Source organism: Rubripirellula reticaptiva, assembly GCF_007860175.1.
Taxonomy (GTDB): domain Bacteria; phylum Planctomycetota; class Planctomycetia; order Pirellulales; family Pirellulaceae; genus Rubripirellula; species Rubripirellula reticaptiva.
Genome location: NZ_SJPX01000004.1, coordinates 463,862 through 485,557 on the forward strand (window position 1 = coordinate 463,862; position 21,696 = coordinate 485,557).

General features: G+C 55.5%; 14 protein-coding genes. 5 read left to right on the top strand and 9 right to left on the bottom strand.

All coding sequences use genetic code 11. The features are described from left to right. Positions 1-107: 107 nt before the first annotated feature. Positions 108-1,094: a sigma-54 interaction domain-containing protein gene (locus tag Poly59_RS18780; protein ID WP_246151819.1), complete on the top strand. Its 987-nt coding sequence runs from the start codon at positions 108-110 to the stop codon at positions 1,092-1,094. 50 nt (positions 1,095-1,144) lie between these two features. On the opposite strand, the gene Poly59_RS18785 is transcribed toward Poly59_RS18780, so the two are convergent. The 4 genes from Poly59_RS18785 to Poly59_RS18800 all read right to left on the bottom strand — a co-directional run bounded on the left by Poly59_RS18785 (position 1,145) and on the right by Poly59_RS18800 (position 8,756). Continuing rightward, a complete protein-coding gene (locus Poly59_RS18785; protein ID WP_146535654.1) occupies positions 1,145-2,515 on the bottom strand; it encodes an O-antigen ligase family protein in 1,371 nt (456 codons plus the stop codon). Positions 2,516-2,524: 9 nt separating this feature from the next. Then, positions 2,525-4,168: a GumC family protein gene (locus Poly59_RS18790; RefSeq protein WP_146535655.1), complete on the bottom strand. Its 1,644-nt coding sequence runs from the start codon at positions 4,166-4,168 to the stop codon at positions 2,525-2,527. 327 nt (positions 4,169-4,495) lie between these two features. After that, on the bottom strand, positions 4,496-5,833 hold the full coding sequence (locus Poly59_RS18795) for a serine/threonine-protein kinase (RefSeq protein ID WP_246151759.1): 1,338 nt from the start codon (positions 5,831-5,833) through the stop codon (positions 4,496-4,498). Positions 5,834-5,840: 7 nt separating this feature from the next. Next, positions 5,841-8,756: a hypothetical protein gene (locus Poly59_RS18800; RefSeq protein WP_146535656.1), complete on the bottom strand. Its 2,916-nt coding sequence runs from the start codon at positions 8,754-8,756 to the stop codon at positions 5,841-5,843. A gap of 382 nt (positions 8,757-9,138) precedes the next feature. On the opposite strand from Poly59_RS18800, the gene pilM reads away from it, so the two are divergent. From pilM to Poly59_RS29675, 3 genes are all read left to right on the top strand, one after another. Then, positions 9,139-11,286, top strand: coding sequence for a type IV pilus assembly protein PilM (gene pilM / locus Poly59_RS18805; protein ID WP_146535657.1), 2,148 nt, complete (start codon positions 9,139-9,141; stop codon positions 11,284-11,286). Positions 11,287-11,550: 264 nt separating this feature from the next. After that, positions 11,551-13,326 (top strand): hypothetical protein, encoded by a 1,776-nt coding sequence (locus tag Poly59_RS29670; RefSeq protein ID WP_186776379.1) that lies wholly within the window; start codon positions 11,551-11,553, stop codon positions 13,324-13,326. A 124-nt stretch (positions 13,327-13,450) separates the two neighbouring features. Further along, complete coding sequence (locus Poly59_RS29675) at positions 13,451-15,487, top strand: hypothetical protein (protein WP_186776380.1); 2,037 nt, start codon at positions 13,451-13,453, stop codon at positions 15,485-15,487. 328 nt (positions 15,488-15,815) lie between these two features. Here Poly59_RS29675 and Poly59_RS18825 read toward each other — a convergent pair whose 3' ends face one another. Continuing rightward, positions 15,816-16,208 (bottom strand): thioredoxin family protein, encoded by a 393-nt coding sequence (locus Poly59_RS18825; RefSeq protein ID WP_146535659.1) that lies wholly within the window; start codon positions 16,206-16,208, stop codon positions 15,816-15,818. Between the two features lie 601 nt (positions 16,209-16,809). Between Poly59_RS18825 and Poly59_RS18830 the strand changes: the two genes are divergently transcribed. Then, positions 16,810-17,817 carry a Gfo/Idh/MocA family protein gene (locus Poly59_RS18830; protein WP_146535660.1) on the top strand — a complete coding sequence of 336 codons (1,008 nt, stop codon included), beginning with the start codon at positions 16,810-16,812 and terminating at the stop codon, positions 17,815-17,817. A gap of 36 nt (positions 17,818-17,853) precedes the next feature. Here Poly59_RS18830 and Poly59_RS18835 read toward each other — a convergent pair whose 3' ends face one another. Genes Poly59_RS18835 through Poly59_RS18850 form a run of 4 tightly spaced genes read right to left on the bottom strand, consistent with a single transcriptional unit; the run spans position 17,854 to position 21,480 of the window. Then, complete coding sequence (locus tag Poly59_RS18835) at positions 17,854-19,173, bottom strand: hypothetical protein (protein WP_146535661.1); 1,320 nt, start codon at positions 19,171-19,173, stop codon at positions 17,854-17,856. Then, entirely contained in the window at positions 19,170-19,850 is a 681-nt protein-coding gene (locus tag Poly59_RS18840) for a type IV pilus modification PilV family protein (protein WP_146535662.1), read from the bottom strand. The genes Poly59_RS18835 and Poly59_RS18840 overlap by 4 nt, the downstream gene beginning before the upstream one ends. Continuing rightward, positions 19,847-20,926, bottom strand: a complete 1,080-nt coding sequence (locus tag Poly59_RS18845) for a type IV pilus modification PilV family protein (RefSeq protein WP_146535663.1) — start codon at positions 20,924-20,926, stop codon at positions 19,847-19,849. The genes Poly59_RS18840 and Poly59_RS18845 overlap by 4 nt, the downstream gene beginning before the upstream one ends. Next, positions 20,923-21,480, bottom strand: a complete 558-nt coding sequence (locus tag Poly59_RS18850; protein ID WP_146535664.1) for a GspH/FimT family pseudopilin — start codon at positions 21,478-21,480, stop codon at positions 20,923-20,925. The genes Poly59_RS18845 and Poly59_RS18850 overlap by 4 nt, the downstream gene beginning before the upstream one ends. Positions 21,481-21,696: the final 216 nt, after the last annotated feature.

The window sequence follows — 21,696 nt, forward strand, 5'->3', positions numbered from 1 at the left end:
CTTCCCCTGCGACCTTCATGGCGATACTTGGCATCACTTCAAGCGGCTCCTCGTCCCATGGTTCGGGCGGGCCTCCGATTTCCGGCATCATCGGCAATTCGCCGGCGATGCAGGATGTGTATCGAGTCACTCGGCGTGTCGCGGCTAGCAATGCGTCGGTACTGATCTTGGGTGAAACCGGGGTCGGGAAAGAGCTGGTTGCCAGCGCCATTCACCGCTTATCCCGCCGCAGCGGCGGCCCCTTTGTGCGAGTCAACTGTGGTGCGCTGAGTGAGAGTTTGCTCGAAAGCGAACTGTTTGGCCATGTTCGCGGCGCCTTCACCGGAGCCGTTGCCAATCGGACGGGACGATTCGAAGCCGGTCACGGAGGCACGGTGTTCTTGGATGAAATCAACAGCACCTCGCTGACCCTGCAAGTGAAACTGTTGCGAGTGCTGCAGGAAAAGGAATTCGAGCGAGTTGGCGATACCAATACACTTCGCACCGATGCGCGGATCGTTGCGGCCAGCAACCGGGACCTGATGAAAGAGGTGCGGGCCGAACGATTTCGTGAAGACTTGTATTGGCGTTTGAATGTCGTGCCGATCGAGATTCCGCCACTGCGCCGCCGCCGCGATGATATCCCGGCATTGGTCTCGTTTTTTCTAGAGCATTATAACGAAGTCAACGATCGTTATGTCGTGCACATGGGGCCTGGGGTGATCGAAGCGATGCAAGATTATCATTGGCCAGGGAACGTTCGTGAGTTGCAAAACTACATCGAGCGAGCGGTCGTGATGGCTGAAACCGACGAGTTGACGGTTGACGTGTTACCGGCTTGCGTGACTGGCAAGGAAGAGCCGTCGGACGATGTTCCGCCCGCTGGCGACTTTGAATCGATGGCAAAAGGCTTGGTGATGCAGGGAATCAGCGAGGCCGGATCGATGGCCGAGAACGTTCACTCCACGATCGTCGAGCAAATCGAACGCGAGGTCATCGCACAGGTCTTGATCGCCTGTGGCGGCGTCCAGACGAAGGCCGCGTCACGTCTAGGAATCAACCGCAACACGCTGCACAAAAAGATCAAAGACTATGGTCTTGGCGGTGACGAATAGACACAAAGAACATGAGACCGCGACCGTTTGCGGCGTCGCCAGATTCTGTGTTAGCGGCTGATGTTTTGGGGCGGTTCGAAGGCGGTTTCGTTCGGCCGAACCAGCAACGTGGACTGTCCAATCGCGATCCCTAGCATCGTGAAGAATAGGATCGATTCAGGGCGGATTGGACCCAAGAACGAGTCGCCGAGTTGCGACCAACCGGCGAACCAGACCGTGATCGTGATTACCATCACCGCGATTTGCCGCTGGAACAGATTGCCATGTCTGAGCGACATCGAAACGCCGAACGCTTGAATCAGTGCAAACGCAAACATCAAGAAGCCGATCGCGCCGGTCGACGCCAGGATCTGTAACGCCAAGTTATGGGCGGTATAATTGTGCGTTTCATTCCAAACGTGCAGCTTTCCCGTTTCGCTTGTCACAAAATAGCCGTGACCGATAAGCATCGATTTTTTGTATTCGGCCCACACTGCTTCCCACAATTCGCCGCGCCCGGATCCCGCTTTGATTTGTTCGCTCGACTGACCGCGTGAAACAAATTGAGTGCCCGCATCGGCCGTCGATGATACAAGTTCAAAACCAGGATCAAAAAGTAACAGAGCAAACGCCAGCACTGCGCCAGTGAAAATCGCGATCGCCCGTTGTCGATTGCTGCTGTACCAGAACAGGATCGCACCGATCGTGACCACTCCCATCGCCAATGCCGTACGACTATTCGACAGTACAAGAACCGCGCCGTGGATGATCAAGCTGGGGGCGATCAGTTTTCTGGCCCACATGAAACCGCCAACCCAGTGGCAAAGGACGGGCAGCAACAGACCTAGCGACGCGGTAGCACCGGCGGCGGTCGGGTGAATCAGTCCATCGCCGCCGCTATGAATTCGCCCGCGATCGAGTCCAGACATCTCGGGATTGATCAGGTACGCGATCAAAACCACTGCACTGGAAACCAAGAACATCCAATTGAGATGTTGCAGCAACTGCTTTGCACGATCCCCGTTGACGCTAAGGAACGCGACGATCGAGGCGAACAACAGCATTGCCACCAAGCCGCCTGATTGGGCAATGGTCACTGATTTCAAGGGCGACCACAGAACACTCGTCAGCGTCCATCCCAAAAACAGATAGAAAGGAGCAAGTGGGTTAAGGACTCGTTTCAATGTTCGGCTGGACCACACGCTGGCGATCGCTGCGACACCGCCGCCGCAGGCAACCGCTAGCACGACCAGCTTTGCTAGGTCGAGTGGTTGCCATGACTGGGTATAAGTCGTCGATGGCATCGTGTAGACCATGATCGAAAGCGACCACAGCGAAAGCTTTGCGAACGTATCAAGCCAGCGAACCTTCCGAGGCTCGATGCTTGTCGTCGGTTCGCTTGCAGGGTTTATCAAAACCGGCGATGAGTGAAGGGTCGACATCGCGATGAATCAGTTTTTGTTAGCCGTCGCGACTTCACTTATCCCAACGGGCTTCGCCGACATGCTGTGGCTCGACTTGGAAATGTCGGTTTCATAGTGCGGCGAACCGATGGATGATTCCTTTTCGCTCGCCTCACCTCGTTGCTCGAATTTCCAGTCGCGGTGGTTGGCTCGAGTGGCTGCTATTTCGCGTTGCCTTGATCCACGGATCTCTAGCAGTACAGGCAAGCTTATCGCTGCGGCACATGCGGCCAAGAATCCGGCGACCGCACATAGTCCTTTGTTGGGAGTGACAGGGCGTTCTTCCAGTGACGCCGACTGGACGACGTTGACACTGGTGAATTGTTGATCAGCAAGGACTTCGTCGAGTCGAGCTTGTTCTAGCTTTTCGCTGTGACGAGCGTACCGGTCTTCCAGCAGGGTTACTTCGTTTGAAGCAGTCGCGATGCTTTGTTCGTTCCGGTTAAGTTCAGCGAGTTCGGCTTCGATGGCTGTTTTTTTCAGGAGCAGCGATTTCTGTTTTTCGGTGGCGCCGGATAGCGTCGCTTCATCAAGCATTCGGTACTCGACCAATTGTTGATAGGCCGGATTGACCGAGCGGGTGACTTCGACTCGCTCGTTGTCTTGTTCGTTGACGATTTTTGCGGCTTCTTCAAGTTGACGTTCGATTGCGACAAGTTTGGGGTGTCCGGCGTTGTACTTGCTAAGCAGGTCTTTCTGTTGGACTTCTAAGTCGAACAATTGATTTCGCATCATTGCGCGGCCTTCGTCGGCGATGCCAGTGACCTCTTCAGTGATGGTTTCATCAAACCCGGTTAGCATCTTGTCGTAGGACTTTAAACGCGAACCCAGCGAAGCGATCTCGGAATCGGTTTCAATCAAGCTGTCTCGCACCTTGGACAGTTGAGCTTCGATCAGTTTTTGCTGTCCGTCGATCGTGACCAAATTCGATTTGTTCTTGATCTGATACAAATCGGCTCGTGCTTGGCTTAGCTGATCGCGAAGGGCGACGCCCTGTTCAGTAAAAAATGCGAACGTGCCGGGGGTGCGATTGACCTTAGAGTGTTGTTCGAGGTAGCTGTCGACCCAAGCGGCGACAACGGCTTGAGCGACGTCGGGCGACTTCGTTTTGTAGCCAATCGACACGACGCTTGATTCACTGGCGGCATAGATCCCGATGCCTTTGGCCAATGATGTCAACGCAACTTCGCGAGGCGTCACCGGGTCGATCGATGAAACTTTGCCTTTTGCTTTGGCGATGTTCTCGGCCAGCCATTTCGGAATGATCGACTCGCCTGCTTCACCTGAACCGTCGTCTTCGGCTTGTTTCGTACCTTTGATGACCACGTCCACGCCGATTTGGTCGATGACGCGTTCAAGGATCTCGCGACTATGCATGACGCCGATCGCAGACTGGATTTCGTTCTCACGCGTTTGTTGCAAGCTTATCGTTTCGCCTACGGAGTTTGCCGTCGGGTCCAAGCTGACGCTTTCACGGCCGATCCTTAGCAGCAACTTGGCTTCGGAATGGTAAGCGCGAGGTGCAAACAGAATCACCATGACCGTGACAGACATCACGGAAACAAAAATAAGAAAAGCCAGGAGCCAATGTCGCTTGATTGCGTAGGTCCATTGTTCGAGAGAGTTCGGCATTGGATCGGGCGGTTTTGAAGAGAGGAGGACGCATGTTTTGTCGCAAATGGGCGACACACACAACTCACTTTAACCGCCCGATAAATAGATAAAACCTACCAATTCGGCATTCCCAGCCATTCCTGCCACCAGTGGGGGCCCTGTAAACCGGATGATCCGTATAACCTGAACTCGGACGATTGTTGCATGGCGTCTGTTGCATGGCGTCGCATTAGGAGAGAGAAGTCATGGTCCTGCCGTCGCGAACGTCCTCGATCCATTTGCTGCATCGCCACCCAGGCCGAAATACTTGCCTTCGCAGCCTGAAGACCAGAGTGACATGAGATATTAAATTCGGTCATGCAACAAAAAGCCGATGATCGCGCCAGCCAGCAGGCTGATGGGAATCGCGATCGCAAGTGAAATCGCGATCGGCATGATGTGGCTCCGTCGCCGAACTGGCGTCGATTCCAATTCGAACCCTAGCGGCAAGGATCCTCCGGACGTTTGCGAATGAACCGCGGAGTCCAATTCCCCGATCGACACCGCGCTGCCGGACAGTTGTGGTGTCTCGGGAAGTTCGCGGATTTGAGATGGTTCGTGAGGCGGTGGTGGTGGCGTCCACTGTCGATGGTCGTCGCTTGATGCCAGAGAACCGTGGTTGATCGCTGATGCGGCGCTAGCCCACGGTTCCAATCGTTCGGCTACTTCAGCAGCCGATGGAATGCGGCGGGCTGGATCTTTTTCCATCATGTCGGCGATCGTGTCGACAAAGTCTTCTGATAGATCCGGCGTCAAGTTTCGAGGGTGCCAAGGAGTCTCTTCACAGTGACGGCGGCATTTTGATCGCGAGTCGCCGCCCGGAAATGGGACCTTGCCTGTGACCGTGTAGTACAGCGTGCAGCCGAGAGCGTAGATATCCGAAAGCGGGCCGACCGACATTGGGTCGCGAATCTGCTCGGGTGACAAGTAATCGGCGGTGCCGACAATCTTTCCGGCTCGCGGATCGTCCTGCAGTCCCATGCTCCAAGCCGCCAAACCGATGTCCGACAATTTGGCGTGACCGTCGGGCGTGACCAAGATGTTGCCCGGCTTGATGTCGCGGTGAATCAGCCCCAGGTCATGGGCATATTGCAGTCCCATCGCCACCTGCGAAATGATCAGCGCCGCTTCGCCCATCGATAGCGGACCCTGGCTGCGGACCAACCGTCGCAAATCCGTGCCCGGCACGTACTCGGTCACCAGGTAATGGACTTTGCCATCTTGGCCGGCGTCGAAGGCCCGGACCACATAGGGGCTGTCGAGTCCGGCTTGAACGCGAATTTCTCGGCGGAAACTGTCTCGCGATTCGTGAGTTGATTTTTCACGGGGCAGCACCTTCACGGCGCACTCTCGGCCCATCACTTGATGGACCGCTTTGAACACTCGTCCCATGCCGCCCTGGCCGATAAAGTCGGTGATCAAGTACGGCCCAAGGGTCAGTTTGGTGCGTCCATCGCGAAGTTGGTTGGCCTGATACTGAGTCACGATGCCGCTGCGGACCAGGGCTTCGGCGACAGCCTCGGGTTCGCGAGTGCCGGCAATTTCGACGGCGCGAGCGAACTTCGAAACGCTGACCAATCCGCTGCGAATGGCGGCTTCTTCGAAAGTCGGTGGTGTGGGCGCGGCGTCGATAGCGGTCGTCACTTTTTAGCTATGAATCAAATACGACTAAAAGGTCGGCAAACGCATGCGAGGCAAGTGAAAGCGTGACCTGGTCTTCCTTGCTTTTTAACCGATTGGCGGCATCCTCGCTTGGCTCGTCAAGGTTGCGAAAATCGCTTTCATTTTCGCTGCCGGCCAAGCATGCAAATCGCACGTCACGGAAGAATCGCAAGGTCGCCTTGCAAGCCTTGGGGCGAGTCTGGATCACTCGCATCATCGCGGCAAGTTTGCCGTCGGATCGGCGAAAGACTTCCATCGAACTGATCGATAAGTCTTTCGGCGCACTGTGAACCATCCAGCCAATATCGGGCGTGTTTTCCGAGGCATCAACTTGCACTTCGACAGGTCCAGCGATCATCGACTTGGCGATTGTGATTGGATTAGAAACATCGAATCCATAATGAATTGTGAATGCGGCTTGCGTTTCCCCTTTAACGCTTAGAAGCGTGTCAAAGAAGCGTTCGCCGATTTTGCGGTGAAACGCTAGGCCTGCCGATCCGATCGTGGTTTGCCGATCCACTTCGTCGATCAATAAGCCCAGTGGCGACACCAGACGCCGTCCGCCGCCGCGGTGCACTTTGTCACGCAGCAAGACGCGACAGGTCGATGCATCGGAGGCCACTGCAACTCGGGCGGCAAGGTAGCTCGTCCAAGGATCATCGGCGAATTCGGCTTGGGGCTTGACGTCACCGCTGACCACGATGACTCGACTGCCACGCAGCAATGTGTAAGTGATCGTGAACGTTGCCAGAACTTTGTCTTCGTCGTCCGTGATTCGTCCGGTGGCTTCGATCACTCCCTTTGCGAGTGTCGACTCGGTGACGCGCAGCTTTTCACACTTCATCTGCGTTTCGGATTTTTCTGCTTGCCCGGCAAGTCCAACCGCAATTAGCCGCATCGAGAAACGGTTGCCTCGCGTGGCGCCGCTATAGACGCCGGAAATGCCACCTGATTCGGGGTGGATCGTGGCTTCCAAGAATTCGTTTTGCAGCCGTCCGCCTTGGCCCGATGAAGTCATTGCAATCGACGTTGGGCTGCCCAGCCATTTGTTGCGCAGCCAAGTTCTCGCAGACGACATGCCGCTGCGGTCGCCTTTTCCGGTTCCGCTACGCAGGGTGACAAAGCCGCAGGCTGGGATGTCCACCGTTGATCCGGTGCCGCCCGCAACGGACGAACTGGCGTAGACATGTTTGCCGCGTTTGGGAGTGAATGGCAACACGACGTCATCGCGAACGCCAATCGAATGTGGGTTCACCAGCAGTCGTGATTTGCCTTGGTTGCTCGCCATCGCGCCGATCGCTTCGGCGAACTGTTGAGGCGAGTTGATTAGGGATACTCCGTCCGGTTTGCCGGTTGCCAAGGCCGTCATCCCAGCCAGCATGGAATCGCGTTCGGCAAGGATGCCGTCGCGAAACGCAGATGCGATGCTAGAGAGCGGATTGGCCGTTTTTGATTCAACTTGATCGGTGAGCAATTGGGCCGAGTCGGGCGAGGCTGCCGAAGCGCCGCCGTGGTGATAGGGATGTTCGCCGTCGGTAAAGTACCGGTCGATCCGCCAGAAACGTCCGAGCGCTACGCACCATGATCCGACTCGCCGCAAGTCGTGGAAACTGTCGCATCCCTGTTCCGGCCAATGGGCCAACAGTGCCGTCGCGACTTCGCCGCTGTCGATCGCTTCACCGAGCTTGGCGCCGATTGCCAGAAACGCAGCATCGCTGTTCGCATCGATCGGTTTGGCCGTCAGAGCTTCAATCTCGGCTCCGCCTGACTGCAGGATCACTTTGGCTTCGTCTCCGAATCCGCTACCGCCGGCGAAATCGATCGGAATCATGCCTCGGTATCCCAATCCGATGATCGTCTTGGTCATATCCGACGGCGTTGCTCCTTGTATTCGTCCGTACACTGCCGGCGGTGCGCCGATGTGATTCGTCACATCGCGGTGGGCGTCCTGAAACGCCGACTGGGCCTGGACCAACGTCATCGCATCGAGTTGTTGGTTCGGATCCGGGCCGCCACCGGCCCAGCCAATCGATCCGTTTTTAAGGCGGTCGATGAAGTCTTTTGCAGCTGAGTTTTGGGCGGTTGGCTGGGAACTGGATTGGGCCAGCTCGGTCAGGCTGGATGCGGCGCCCGAGTCGATCAGCACGCTGGTCGGCGTCGCCAGTCGAGGCGAGTCTTTGCGGACTTGGTCGCTGAACCGATGGGGGGCTTCCGACCAGGATTTGACTAGTTTTTCGACCGTTGAGGCCGTCGAAAGCGTCAAGTCGATCAGGTGAGGGTCGGACGTGAAGTAGTGATCGCGTTCCTCGGCCAGCGAATCAAAGACTTCGTGAAGCGAGGCAATGGCTGCGGACGCATCGCCGGCCAAAAACGCTTTTGCGGCCGTCACGATCCGTGTTTGCAGGAAAATCTCGTCTAAATTGCTGGTGTAGCGCAGCCGGCGAGTCATCACCTGGATCTGCAGCGCCGCGTACCCCGCCGCATAGAAGTCTGCGACGCCGACGCGTCGCACCAGATCCGCCGAACCGTCCGAATCGCTCGTGTTTTCCAGTGATTCGGTCAATTCATTGCACGGTGCAATGCCCATCGCGGCGATCATTTCGTCGCGTGATTTCCCGGTGATCCACTGGCAATCAGGGTTGTTTTGAGCGCGAGCCTCGTAGCCATCCGGCAGTTTCACCAGGCTGGGCTGGGGCGCGACCATGATTCGCTTGCCCGCCGGTTCGGGTGGCGCATCGGCGCGATACCAGGCCGGCGTTTGCTCGGTTTGGGCCAGCAAACGTGGATGCCAAAGCGCTGTCCAAGCGCCTAGCAGGCTGCGCGCGTCGTCATCCGACAACTTGGCGGGGAAGTCTTCCAGCGTCGAAGCCGGGATCAGAATGCAACACTCGTCAAAGACTGGCATATCGGAGTAAAAAGTTTGACTTGGGGTTCAATGAATCAATAGAATGGGGTTAGCGCCGTTCACAGCACCGTCATCTTCATCGCTGCTGAGCGGCAACTTTGCATAGCAACTTATCGCACTTATCCAAAATCATTCCGTCGATTCGTTACAGTCGGCCGTTCAGTCGGCGAGTTTCGGTCAGCAATTTGATCTTCGCGTACTTTTGGCCGCAATTCGCATTAAACTGGCGAACTGTCTGCGGATTGTACCGATCGACGCGCTGCTTGAACCGGCCCAGCGACTAGCCTAGTCGGTTTCCGGGCAGAAATGACTGTTCGACACGATTAGCGACTCTGCGACAAAACCTGACCCCACCCGTTTTCCAACACACCAAGCAACCATCATGGCAAGAAGCAGTTCCGGCGTTTGGGGCATTGAGATCGGGCAAACGGCGCTCAAAGCGCTGCGTTGTTCGTTGGTCGATGGCGAGCCGGTTGCCGACGCATTCGATTTCATCGAGTACCCCAAGATCCTCAGCCAACCCGAAGCGGTGGCCGAGGAGTTAATCGCCGATGCGCTAGAGCAGTTGTTAGAGCGAAACGATGCGATCACCGAGAAGGTCTGCATCAGCGTGCCTGGCCAAAGCGGGCTGGCAAAGTTTTTCAAGCCACCACCGGTCGAAGTCAAAAAGATCGCCGACATCGTTCGCTACGAAGCTCGCCAGCAGATTCCGTTTGACTTGGCCGACGTCGTTTGGGACTTCCAAATGATGCCCGGCAGCATGGTCGAGGAAGGCTATGCGCTCGAAAGCGAAGTCGGTTTGTTTGCAATGAAACGCGAACAAGCTTACCGCCAAATGACGCCTTTTGATGAAGCCAACATCGAAGTCGATCAGGTCCAGCTTGCTCCGTTGGCGCTCTACAATATGTTGGCGTTCGACCGCATGCATGAACGGGTCGACGCAGGGGTGTTCGATTCGGACGATCCACCACCATCGACGGTGCTGCTGTCGATCGGCACCGATTCCAGCGATTTGATCGTCACCAACGGTTTTCGAATTTGGCAGCGCAGCATGCCAATTGGCGGTAATCACTTTACCCGCCAATTGACCAAAGACTTGAAGATGACTTTCGCCAAGGCGGAACATCTGAAGCGGAATGCTCGCGAAGCAGTCGATCCGAAATTGATTTTCCAAACGATGCGTCCGGTCTTCAATGACTTGGTCACCGAGGTGCAACGTTCGATCGGTTTCTTCCGCAGTATCGACAAGAAGGCGGACATCAAAGAGCTGATCGTTACTGGCAATACGGTCAAGATGCCAGGTTTGGCAGCTTACCTTGGTAAAAACTTGGGCTTCGACGTTCACGTGCTCGATCGATTCAATCGACTCGGCGGCGATGACGTTCTTTCGATCCCTACATTCCGCGACAATATCCCGACGTTTGCGGTTTGTTATGGGCTTTGTTTGCAAGGGCTAGGCGTTTCGCAAATCCATGCGTCGCTGGTGCCTCGCGAGATACTGACCCAGCGAATGATCCGGGCCAAAAAACCATGGACGCTGGCCGGTTTGGCAGCGTTGATGGTCGGCATGTCGGCGCACTACGTATTGACGGAAAAGTCGTGGGCGACCACTCACGATGACTTGTGGAAAGCTCCGCAAGCCGAAGTGACACGGATGAAAACCTATTCCGACGAACACCTCAGTGACGACGCCAACCTGAACAGCAAGCTGACGTATTTGAATGACATCGGCAAAGAAGTTTCCGGCAACAGCGAAGCTCGTTTGAAGTGGCTGGAAATCATCAAGGTCGTCAACGATGCAATTCCTCGCCCCGACTTTCCTGATGGAAAAGTTTTGGGGCCCAAGGAATTGCCATACTTGGATCGCAAGGACTTTCACGTCCAGCAATTCGAAACCAAGTACTACGAAGATCTGTCGTTGTGGTACACCGAAAAAGTGGCTCGTCGATACCGCGACGAATACCGCAGTTGGGCTCGTATCACGGGGAATCCAGTTCCAGAGGACTTGAACGAAGATTTGGGGCCCACTGGGCCGGGTTGGGTGATCCAACTGAACTGTTACCACTATTACAACAGTCCCGATCGCATCGGTTTCGAAGGCAGTAACCACGTCCGTAATTTGATGACGACGTCGTTCATGAAAAGCAGCGTTGAACTGCCCATCGGCACCGACGCCAACGGTAAGCGGATCATGGAAACATTTACCTTGCCGGAAATGGGTCTGACGTATCCCCTGCTGTTGGATGACAACAAGGATAAGCTCGTCTCGATTGCGAACCCCGACTATGACGCCGATGCCATCATGGCCGAGCAGATGAAGCTGGTTGCCAGTGGTGCAGCACCATCGCCCGATGCGGCGGTTGAAGCGCCGATGTTGCAGGTTCGAAAGCTAGAATTTATCTACCAAATCGTTTGGCAAGAAAAAATCTTGTCCGAGCGATTGGAAGCCAAGGAAGCGGCTCGGCTGCTAGCCGAAGAAGAAGCCGCTGCGACGGCCGCCGCAGAAGAGTCTGCGGTCGTCGAAGAATGATGGATTTGCCGAGTGAACCACTCGGCGAGTCAATGAAAATTTGTGGCGAGAATTAACGCTCGCTTTAATCAGCCACCTTGGCACGGCGGTTTGGCCCCCGTGTCGAACAAACAGTGTCGAAAAACCACTGTCGAAAAACCACTGTCGAAAAAATACCAGACCACAAACACCCGGCTTTATCCCGCATTGATCGATTTGAACGATCGTGTTGGTTCTAAGTGACTTCCACCACCGCTTGCTTCTCTTATCGGATCGGCCTTCGCCATGGACAAAATCAAAGAACAACTTGCCGTTGCCATGAAGTATGGCTTTTGGATTGGGTCGGCAGTGGTGTTTATCGGATCGCTTGCCGTTTGGTTCATGACGACATCTAAGTTGGCAGATGAGAACGCAAGCCAAACGTCAAAGATCAATCAGGCAATTTCGACGGTCAGCTCGGTCGAAGGCGAACTGTCGCGGCATCCCAATGCAATCTCGCACGAGAAAATGGAAACGCTGATTGAAAAACGCCAGCAGGAAGTGCTTGAGTCGTGGAAGACTCTTTACGATCGCCAGCGAGATATTTTGACTTGGCCCGAAGAAGAACTGACCAAAAACTTTGTCGACGAATTTCGCGACATGATACCGATCGAAGTGTTTGTCGAGTTCCCAACGCTTGAAGGTGATGAAAAAGAAATCACGTTGTTGGCGACCTATCAGCGTTACATCAAGAAGTCCTTGCCCGGCATCGCCGAAATTGCAAAAGCTGAGTGGACAGCCGAATTCGAGGCTACCGCTAACGCTGGTATGGAAATGGGGATGGATATGGGCATGGGCATGGGCATGGGCATGGGCATGGGGATGGATATGGGCATGGGCATGGGCAACATGGGAGCCGTTGGCATCACGGGGGCCGTCGAAGGTCCGCTTGTGAAATGGCCTCAAGCTAGCCAAAGCAGTTTGCTGTCGGACTTGTTTCCATGGCGTGGGTCGCTTCCATCGACGCTTGAGGTCTACTACTCGCAAGAGAACCTTTGGGTTTTGAAGCAGTTGTTGCAGATCATTGCCAACGTAAACGGCGACGCAACTCAGCCCTACCAAGCCAAGATCCATGAGATTTCGAAGATCGCTATTGGACGTTCGGTCAAAGCCGGCGCCGGGACGATTTCCAAGCCTGGTGCGAACGCAGGCATGGGCATGGGGATGGGCATGGGCATGGGCATGGATGACATGGGCATGGAAGACATGGACATGATGGGCATGGAAATGGGCATGGAAATGGGTATGGGCATGGGCATGGAAATGGAGGGTGATGGCATCGACCCCGCCGAGAATCGGTATGTCGATGTCGCTGGCGAAAAAATCGATGCGGCGTCACTGCGATCGGCTTTGACTACGGATCGCCCCGATAATGTGGCCCTCGCCGTTGCCAAGCGAGTTCCTGTGATGATGTCTTTGAAGATGGATCAACGGGCCGTACCCGAGTTGCTCGCGGTCTGCGGCAGCGTTCCTTTGATGGTCCACGTCAACCAAGTTCGAATCTTGCCTGCAAGCGCTTCCGCAATGGGCGGTAGCGGTGGAATGGAAGACATGGGAATGGGGGGCATGGATTCAGGGATGGGCGGCATGGACATGGGGATGGGAATGGGCGGCATGGACATGGGGATGGGAATGGGCGGCATGGCAGGCGGGGCGCCAACCGCTCCTGCGTCTGAATTTCCTTTGGACATGAATGTTGAAATCTATGGTCTGATTTTTATCTACAATCCGCCTGACCCCGCGAAGTTGGCTCTCGATCAAGTCAACAAGGACAACGTCGACGAACTGATCGATGCCGCGACCGGAGTTACCTCGGGTGCAGACGCCAATGGCGAATTGCCCGTTCCTCAGGCAGATGCCGCGGACGGCCAGCCTGCCGCGGCCGACGGAGCGGATCCGGCAGAGCCCGCCGTGCCGGCCGCCGATACTCCTGAAACGTCGCCCGCCGCACCGTCGCCCGCTGCTCCTGTACCAACCGATTCGGTTCCTGTTGCGGTCCCGCCGGCTGACGCCAGCCCGTAACGCAGAAATACTTTGAGAGTCACCGGAGTGGTTGCCCTAGCAACGACTTTGGTCACGACCAGGTCGACAACCGGCCAAGTCGCCAAGAAACGCAACGTCCATCCTTTTCACGCAGGTAGTCGCTATGGATACCGACAAGATCAAGCAGTTCTTCATTTTGCACTTCGAGAAATTGATTCTCGGATTGGTCGTGCTCGTGTCTATGTTTCTTGTTTACAGCGGGCTTCAGTTGCCTGACTTTTTGCAATCGCAGCAACCCGACAAGCTGACCTCGAAGGCATCGCAGGTCAAATTGGCGATCGATGACGATCACAGCGAAGCGTTCATCGAAGAGCGCATTCCGACCTACGACATCATCGCCGCGACTGAGCGTCTTTATACGCCTGTCGATGACAGCCCCTATAAGTTGCGTCATCCATGGGAGGCTCAGAACGAGCAGTCGGTGGTTCGTCGCCAAGATCCCGCTCTGCCAGCACCGCTCGATTTGCGTACGCACGGTGTTGCGACGTCAATCGCCATCAAAGGATCCAAAATCGATCCATTGGATTACCCACTGGCTTCGTTGGAGCCAGCCGATGCTGTCGAGAAAGTCGAGGCTCCCGCGCCGCGTCGGCCGCGTCGGTCGCGTCGAGGCATGGGGATGGACGAAATGGGGATGGGCATGGACGGGATGGACATGGGCATGGACATGATGGGCATGGACATGATGGGCATGGATATGGGCATGATGGGGATGGACATGGACATGGGCATGGAAGGCGCTACCGGGCCAATTCGTAAATTGAAACCCGAGTTTGACTTTGGTCTCCGCCCCATTGCGGGTGAGGACAAGCGAAATCCTAAGCCTTCGGTTGGTTGGTTCATCGCGGGCACGGCTTTGTTGCCGCACCGCGAAATCTACGAAGCCTACGAAATGGCTTTGAAGGATGCCGATGCCTACGATCCTCGCCGTGACACTCCGCTGTACTTCAATTTCGAAGTTGAACGTGCTGACGTCACTGATAAGCCGATCGAACAATTGGTCGATGCAGACTGGACGCGAGTCTGGCACTTGAAACGTTACGCAGAACTAGCTGATGGTTTCTGGGCTGGCTACTCGCCGGAAATCGTCAACCAAGACTACCGCGAAGATCAATTGACCGTGTGGATTCCACCTGTGCTGTTGGACGACTATCGTCCATGGTCCATCCATCCTCGCATTCCGATGCTGTCACAAGCGGAAATCACAAAGCAAGAGCTGATTGAGCAAGAGGCAATTGAAGACGCAAAGAATCCCGACTTCGAATTCGACAAGGACGACAACATCGAATTGTCCCTTCCCGGCACAACCGGAGGCGGTGGGATGGATTACGGTGGGATGGATATGGGATATGGGATGGATGGAATGGACATGATGGCCGGCGGCGGCATGATGATGATGGGCCGTGGTAAAGTTGAAATCGATCCCGTCGAACACAAGCTAATGCGTTTCTATGACTTTGCTGGCAACAGCATTTTTAAGAACGCGCCTGTTTATGGTCGCACGTACGTTTACCGAATGCGGTACGCCGTCATTGACCCGAACTTCCCGGCTAGCCAGCTAATGCAGCCGAAGACGAGTTCGCTGGCACCCGAAGTCGCTCGCCGAGTCATGGATAAGATGAACGATGCGGTCAAGCAAAAGAAACGCGACTTCCAACGTTGGAGCGAATGGAGTGCACCCTCAGAGCCCGCATCGTTGCCAACCCTGGAAAGCTACGTCGCCGGCGCAGTCGAACCGGGTGCTGCATCAACCTGGGCCGTCGCTGGTCGCCCGGTTCAATATCAACGGGATGAGTCGAAGGCCAAGGTTGTGGCAACGCAGCTGATTCCTAAATACGGTGTCAAGGTTCCGATGGAAATCGAAGTCTTCAAGGGTGGCGTGTTGAGTCAAAAAGCAGAGTTCGCCGATGTCGTCGATCCCATCACGTTGGAAATCAAAAAGCTGCCGGATCCCGAATTTGTCAGCTCATCAACCGTTGTTGATCTTGATGGCGGGCGACCGCTGAAGATCGCCAGCGATTTGACCGAGCCAGGGATGATCTTGATGTTTGATCAGTCCGGGCAACTGCAACTTCGCAACGAAATCGATGATCAGGAATTGTTCCGCATCGAAACCTTCGCCGATGAAAAAGGTCTCTAGTAGCATCGCCGCGAAAGCGTTGGTATCGATCGTTTGGTCGATACCGACGCCGCTGTCTTGACGGAGGATCGCGGTCTGTGGATCGCTAGGGTGATACGCCAATCTTCGCCGTTTAAGTCGCCTGAATCGAACGAGCACGCAACAGCTTCGTGGGCGACTTCGTTTGGCGTTATTTACAGACGACCAAAGTCATTGACTTGGATGGCGGATCGGGCGGGAACCAGCACTCGCACCCTCCTCAGGGCATAAAAAAAGCGAGCCCCCCAAGTATATAGGTGGCTCGCTTGAATTGTGTTGCGACTCTTCGCCGCTTGTAACGAACGCCTGTTTAGCCGCCTAAGGCGTTGCGAATCAGCGAACGGACTGGCTGTTTCGGCTGGTAGCCAAGCAGTTTGCGACGCTGCCAACGGCCATGCTCACGAGTGAAGACAATGATCTGAGGCAGCATCTTGTCGTCGCCGGTCAATTGCTTGACCAATTCAGGTTCGTCGTCCTTGTTGATAACAGTCAAGCTGACCGAGTCCAGTTCCCCGGTCTGAGCCATTTGCTTGATCGTTGTGTCTTTCAGCACGTTGCACGCCGGGCACCACGGAGCACCAACGACGACCATCAAAGGCTTCTGCTGATCTACCGATACCTTATAGGCTTCGGCGTACTTCTGATCCATCTGTTGTTCGCTAGTGACGCTGGCAAGCGTGATCGCCAAAAGTAACAAAACCATAGAGATTTTCCTTGGGTGATGCTGTGCGAAAACGTTTTGACATCGGTTTGGCTGTTTTTTACCGCGACCGAATTTCAAAACCTTTACGAAGGTTCTTGATTCAACTTCCCCGCGCTTGTTTGCACTACGAGAACTACAGAAAGTTTGACAAGAGACCCCTATCGACCGGTTTGTTCGGCCGTCCCATTGTCGGACGGCAGGCACTTCCCCAATCGATCAAGTCATTCCTTATCCGATAGACCTTGCGGCTTGAGTAAGCTTTGCGGGTCTTGCTGATCGGGCAAGGTTTGGCGGAGTATATGGGGCTGGAAACGCGTCACAAGGGCTTTGCCAGACTTTTGAAGGAAATGATCTTGACGCAGTCCAGCATTTTTTGGCGGCTGCGGACATCAAATTTATTCCGAAATCGCTAACTGCTAACCGGTAAACGAGTTGGGGCGTGCCAAATCCAGTGCGCCATATTGCCACGCCCTTCCAATGGCGGGCGTCATTCCAGGGGATTTTTTTATGTTCGGCAACGCGAAATGCGAAATTGGGTCACAATGTCCGCACCGAGCATTTCGTTCTTAGACTCGTTTTCATTCATTTCGGCATAGACGCCATGAAATTGCGGATTGGATTGATCGGCCACGGTGACGCCTGGCAAACCCGACATCGCCCCGCGTTACGTGTGCTACACGACCGCTTCGATGTTCGCGCTGTCTTTAGCACGGTCGCTAAGTTGGCCGAAAATGTCGCTGGCGAGTTTCAGGCCGATGTGGTCGATGGCTACCGAGCACTTGTTTCGCGATGTGACATCGATGCGGTCATCGTCTTGCAGCGGAACTGGCTTGGATGGTTGCCAGTGATTGCGGCGTGTGAAGCTGGCAAAGCGGTTTATTGGGCGGGCGACTTAGATTTTGATTCGGTAGGCGATACCGAAGTGCGCTCGATCGTCGAACAGTCCGGTGTTTCGTTCATGGTCGAGTTCCCGCGCCGATTCGCACCGGCAACGTTGCGGGTGAAGGAGCTGATTGCTACTCGGTTGGGTGCGCCGAAACTGATTTTTTGTCACCGCCGCTTGCAGGCGTGCGACGATGTTGCGGGATCTGCCGATCCGAATCCGGCGCGCCGCGAACTTGTCGAACTGATCGATTGGTGTCGGTATGTGGTAGGTCGCGAACCTGAAAGTGTTTCGTCCGTCGAACATCAATCGCAGAGCTCGGCCGATAAGCCCTTAGAGTCGAACTATCGATGTATGAGTTTGGCGTTCCCGGCGACCGAAACCCATCCAAGCGTGACCGCGCAAATCAGTTGTGGCAGTTACATCCGATCGACGTGGCACGAAGCTGCGGGGTTCCGGCCTCCGTCGGCAATGCAGATCTGTTGTGAACGCGGCGTGGCTTTCCTTGATTTGCCAACCACTTTGGTTTGGTTTGACGATGCTGGACGTAACATGGAAACGCTTGATACCGAATCGCCCGTCGGCGAAAAACTGCTGTCACAGTTCCACCGCAGTGTTACCAGTTTGCTTCGGAATATGAGTGATCTCGACGATGCCTATCGCGCGGTGTCTATTTTTGAAGCTGCCCGACAAAGCGAAACGGAAGGACGCCGGATTCGCGTCTGAGTTCTGAAGTATCGTGTTCACGCTAGCGGTTCTGGACTAGCGAGGTGATTCGGTGCGTCGCCACGAACCGCTCTCGAATTGCATCGGTACCGGGTCGCACAGTTCCAGTGGTGGGTTGGCCACCATTTCGTCAAAGGCAAAGAAACTGACTAGCCCGCTGATGGTGATTGATCGGGCGGTCATCATTCCAGTGATTTTCAGATTGTCGCCGCTGGCGGTCGGCTCGAAGACAACATCGGATGTCGAATAAATCAGGCCGCGAAATTCACTTGGGAAGCGATCGGTCGTTGTATTGTTGGCCCAGCTTGAACGGTAGGGTGATGCAGCTGGATTGAAATTGATCGCGAGTGCGTTTTCGTCCAGTTCGTTTTCGATGGCGATAAAACGTACCGGTGCATCCGTGATCAAGATTGCATCGGGTTCCGCAGGACAGGTCCAAACGACGGCTCCGCGAATTTCGATTTCTGTCGCGCCTTCGATCACAAGCGTCGCGTTGATCCGGCAATTCGAGATCACCAGTTTTTGCTGATCCATCGTGATCGCATATCGGCCATCTCCGTTTGGGGTTCCGAATGGATTGGCGGTGGGGCTGAGTAGTTTTTCGTCCAGGTATCGGGCGCCTGCTCCTTGACGTATTCCGGTGGCCGGGATTGCGGTGCTGGTCGATGTATAGGTTGCAACCAGGTCGCGAGTGGGCACTTCGACATTGCTTTCACCTTCGTCACCGCGGACCGTCATCGGAATGTCGCCGCTGCACTCAAGTCGGGGAGCGACAACGATGCCACCGGAAGTTTCGGTGCAGTCGCCGCCGACTTGAATAGGGTGTTCGCTGCTGATAGCGCCGTTCTCGAAATTCAACTGATTGGTTGCTGTCACTGCATATTTCAGAATCGATAGAGGCGCTGGGTCCCAAACCAGTTTCGAAGTGACGGCATACTCGGCGAGTCCAACGCGAGCGTGGACCGTCAATTCAACATCGTCGGTGAAGTCGTCATCGAGTAACCCGTCAGCGTCGATGAATTGATGGCGTACTTGTTGGGATAGCCCGCTGATGGCGGAGTTTCCGGCGGACCAGTTTCGCCACGATGAATAAGTGCCGTTGGTCAAAGAGGTTCGCCACAGCGAGTTTGTCCGCATCAGGGACGCAACTCGGTGCATCTCACTTTCCGCGATCCGCATCGCTCGGCTCTTATTCGCGCGGTCCGATTCTCGTTGGATGCTGGTCGTGTTCAATGAAACGGCGGTCGCGACTAAGGTCGTCACAAGCAGTGCCGTGAACAGGACTGCGACATAGACGATGCCTTCGCGATGTTGCAGTGCGCTGTCGCTGGTGGAATGACGTCTCGATGGATTCACGGCGTTTCCTCTGCGGTGGGAAGGTTGCGCAGGGGTGTTTGGATCTTGACCGATCGGCCGCTGGGAAGCGACATTCTAAGCGACTGCCATTGGTACGACTGGCTCGCTGATTCTGTCTGTGTTGGCACGTTTGAGGCGACCACGGACTCAGTGATCGAATCGCCCGTGGGAGTCACGCATGTAACCATGATAGAGCGAAGTTCAGGGACGCTTCCGCTATCGATTGGGGGCGTACTTGTGATGCCGGTGTCGATTGCCCACGCTGGCTCGACCGTGATCGAAACGCTCCATCCGGCGTAGTCCGTCATTGTGGTTCCGTCTCGATGCACCGGAGGCGATGCGGTGTATTCGTGATAGTCATCGATGTCATCGAATGCGGATCGGCCCGCGCCGTTTTCATCGGCCTCGTGCCCCCAGATCGGGTCCACTGAGTCTTCGAAACGCCGGGATGTGATTTCGCCCAAAATTGACTCGGATAGCTCTGCTGCCATCGCCGTGGAGTGGCTCTGTATGCGGCTGCGCCACAGGTTGGCGGACGCGGCCAGCGAAGTGAGTAACACGCCTGAGATCAGGATCGTCGATACGAGAACTTCGATCAGCGTCACGCCGCTGCGCATTTCTTGCCTGTTTTCCATCACGCGGTGGTCAAAGGTTGGGGTATTTGCAAGCAGATTCATCGTGATGGCCCCTTCAGGACAACAGCAGCTTGAATCCACGATCCAATCGAACGATGCAGCATTCGTGGGGGCGCTTCCTGGTCGTTTGATCCGCCGATTCGCAAGGTTGCGCCAATGGAATTGCCTAGCCAAAAGCTCCCCTCGCCAGCACGCCGCTGGACGACGTCGGCAAAGGATGCCATTCCAATCGTGCCGTTGTGCCATGGTGATCCATCCGCACCAAAGATTTGGATGTTTAGGTCCGTATCGCCAACCGAATTGGACTCAAGCGAGGTCGGGTTCAGGTCGCTGAATGGCGAGTTGTTTCGGCGACTTGCTGTCCAGCCAATGGGCCCCGAAAGACTGACGTCTTGAATTGCGATCATGCTCGCCGCAATCTGCGCATTTTTGTCGGTGGTCGCCGTTACGGTGTTTGCCCAATTGGTATCGTAAAATCGATAGGCGACATGCAGCATGAGGTAGCCGTTGGACATGCTTTGAAGCGTCGTCCAATTTGCGGCTTCGCTGATTGTGACGCTCGAAGGCGACTTGGCTGACACGCAGATCAGAATCAAGTCGCCTGGCATGACGCCGGCTGGGATGTCAAGAGAAAGTGATGTCGAACTGTCTGATGTCGACGCGACGGTCATGCTGCGCAGTCGAGGCGAAGAGGCTGATGGTGTTGTTGTTGCGGTTTGTGTGAACGTGTCAGTCACCGTCGCGGTTGAATCGATGGTCGCGTTGAGTGTGATGGTCGGGCTGTCGTCGGCGGTGCGGGTCAACTCACTGGATGATGAAACGTACTGGATCGACTGCACTGATTGAGTAAACGGATCAATTCGCTGGACGCTAAATCCGTTGCTCGATGGATGGGTTGTGAATTGCGTCGCGTAGCGAAGGTCGTTTGCGATTCGGTCGGTGATTTCGGTTGCTTGTCGGCGCTGGTTCGCCTTTTCGTCAGGTTCCAGCAGTTGCGAAGTGACTGCGATTGATCCCGCTAATGAAACCAGCAGGACGGTTGCGGCCAGCATGGCGACTACCAGTTCGATCAAGCTAAACGCTTGGCGAGCGTTCGAGTTTACGGAAGTGCGGGTCACGATGTGGCTCCGCTGGTTCCGTCAACGTCGGTGTCCGGTTCGGTTGGGGCCATAGGTTCGATGCTCGTTGTGGTTTTGCGATCCACGGTGACCGCACCCGTCCCCGCGCCGATGTGAACTCGAAACAAATCGCTGCCGCTCGACAGGTCAATCGTTGCTTGTTCGATCGCCCCGCCGGAGGATTCTGGAACGCCCTCGAAATTGAACGAGAGCGTTAGGTTGCCGTCCATGCTGGCGACCATATCGATCGAAGGATCGTAGATCGACTTGATGGAAACCAGGGCTGGCGTTCGCGAACGATCCTCTTGCTCGCCCTCGTCGGCTTGGTAGGAATCGTCATCGTTTGAGAATGCGATTTGAATAGATCGGCCGCTGCAAATCGCCGTCTGGCGTGCGCGCCGTACGTCATTTGCCACTCGCCAAGCCGCGGCCTCTAACCGCGAGATACGTTGGGTTTCGGCGAATCGCGGGGTCGCGACGGCTGCCATCACGCCCACGATCAAGATCACGATTGCCACCTCGATCAAGGTAATTGCTGCGCGAGCAGAATGCATCGTGATTGCTCCAGCAACAGAGGACCGAGATTCACACCGCCCACAGCGCGCGGTGTACCGATCAAATCTAGGTCACCGCTAGAGAGTCCGTCGGTGATTCGGCCTCGTCCCACTGCGTGAATGATCCGCATGATCCGCGTATTGCGAAAGACCGGCCGGTCGTCGCACGACGGTTGTGTTGGTCAGTCCGGATCGTCGAGAGAAACTACCCGGACG

Excerpts from the sequence above, each read along its gene's own strand:
- Poly59_RS18825 (WP_146535659.1), bottom strand. The coding sequence starts at position 16,208 with ATGGTTTTGTTACTTTTGGCGATCACGCTTGCCAGCGTCACTAGCGAA.
- Poly59_RS18800 (WP_146535656.1), bottom strand. The coding sequence starts at position 8,756 with ATGCCAGTCTTTGACGAGTGTTGCATTCTGATCCCGGCTTCGACGCTG.
- Poly59_RS18840 (WP_146535662.1), bottom strand. The coding sequence starts at position 19,850 with ATGAATCTGCTTGCAAATACCCCAACCTTTGACCACCGCGTGATGGAA.
- Poly59_RS18850 (WP_146535664.1), bottom strand. The coding sequence starts at position 21,480 with ATGCATTCTGCTCGCGCAGCAATTACCTTGATCGAGGTGGCAATCGTG.
- Poly59_RS29670 (WP_186776379.1), top strand. The coding sequence starts at position 11,551 with ATGGACAAAATCAAAGAACAACTTGCCGTTGCCATGAAGTATGGCTTT.
- Poly59_RS18790 (WP_146535655.1), bottom strand. The coding sequence starts at position 4,168 with ATGCCGAACTCTCTCGAACAATGGACCTACGCAATCAAGCGACATTGG.
- pilM (WP_146535657.1), top strand. The coding sequence starts at position 9,139 with ATGGCAAGAAGCAGTTCCGGCGTTTGGGGCATTGAGATCGGGCAAACG.
- Poly59_RS18785 (WP_146535654.1), bottom strand. The coding sequence starts at position 2,515 with ATGTCGACCCTTCACTCATCGCCGGTTTTGATAAACCCTGCAAGCGAA.
- Poly59_RS18830 (WP_146535660.1), top strand. The coding sequence starts at position 16,810 with ATGAAATTGCGGATTGGATTGATCGGCCACGGTGACGCCTGGCAAACC.
- Poly59_RS18780 (WP_246151819.1), top strand. The coding sequence starts at position 108 with ATGCAGGATGTGTATCGAGTCACTCGGCGTGTCGCGGCTAGCAATGCG.
- Poly59_RS29675 (WP_186776380.1), top strand. The coding sequence starts at position 13,451 with ATGGATACCGACAAGATCAAGCAGTTCTTCATTTTGCACTTCGAGAAA.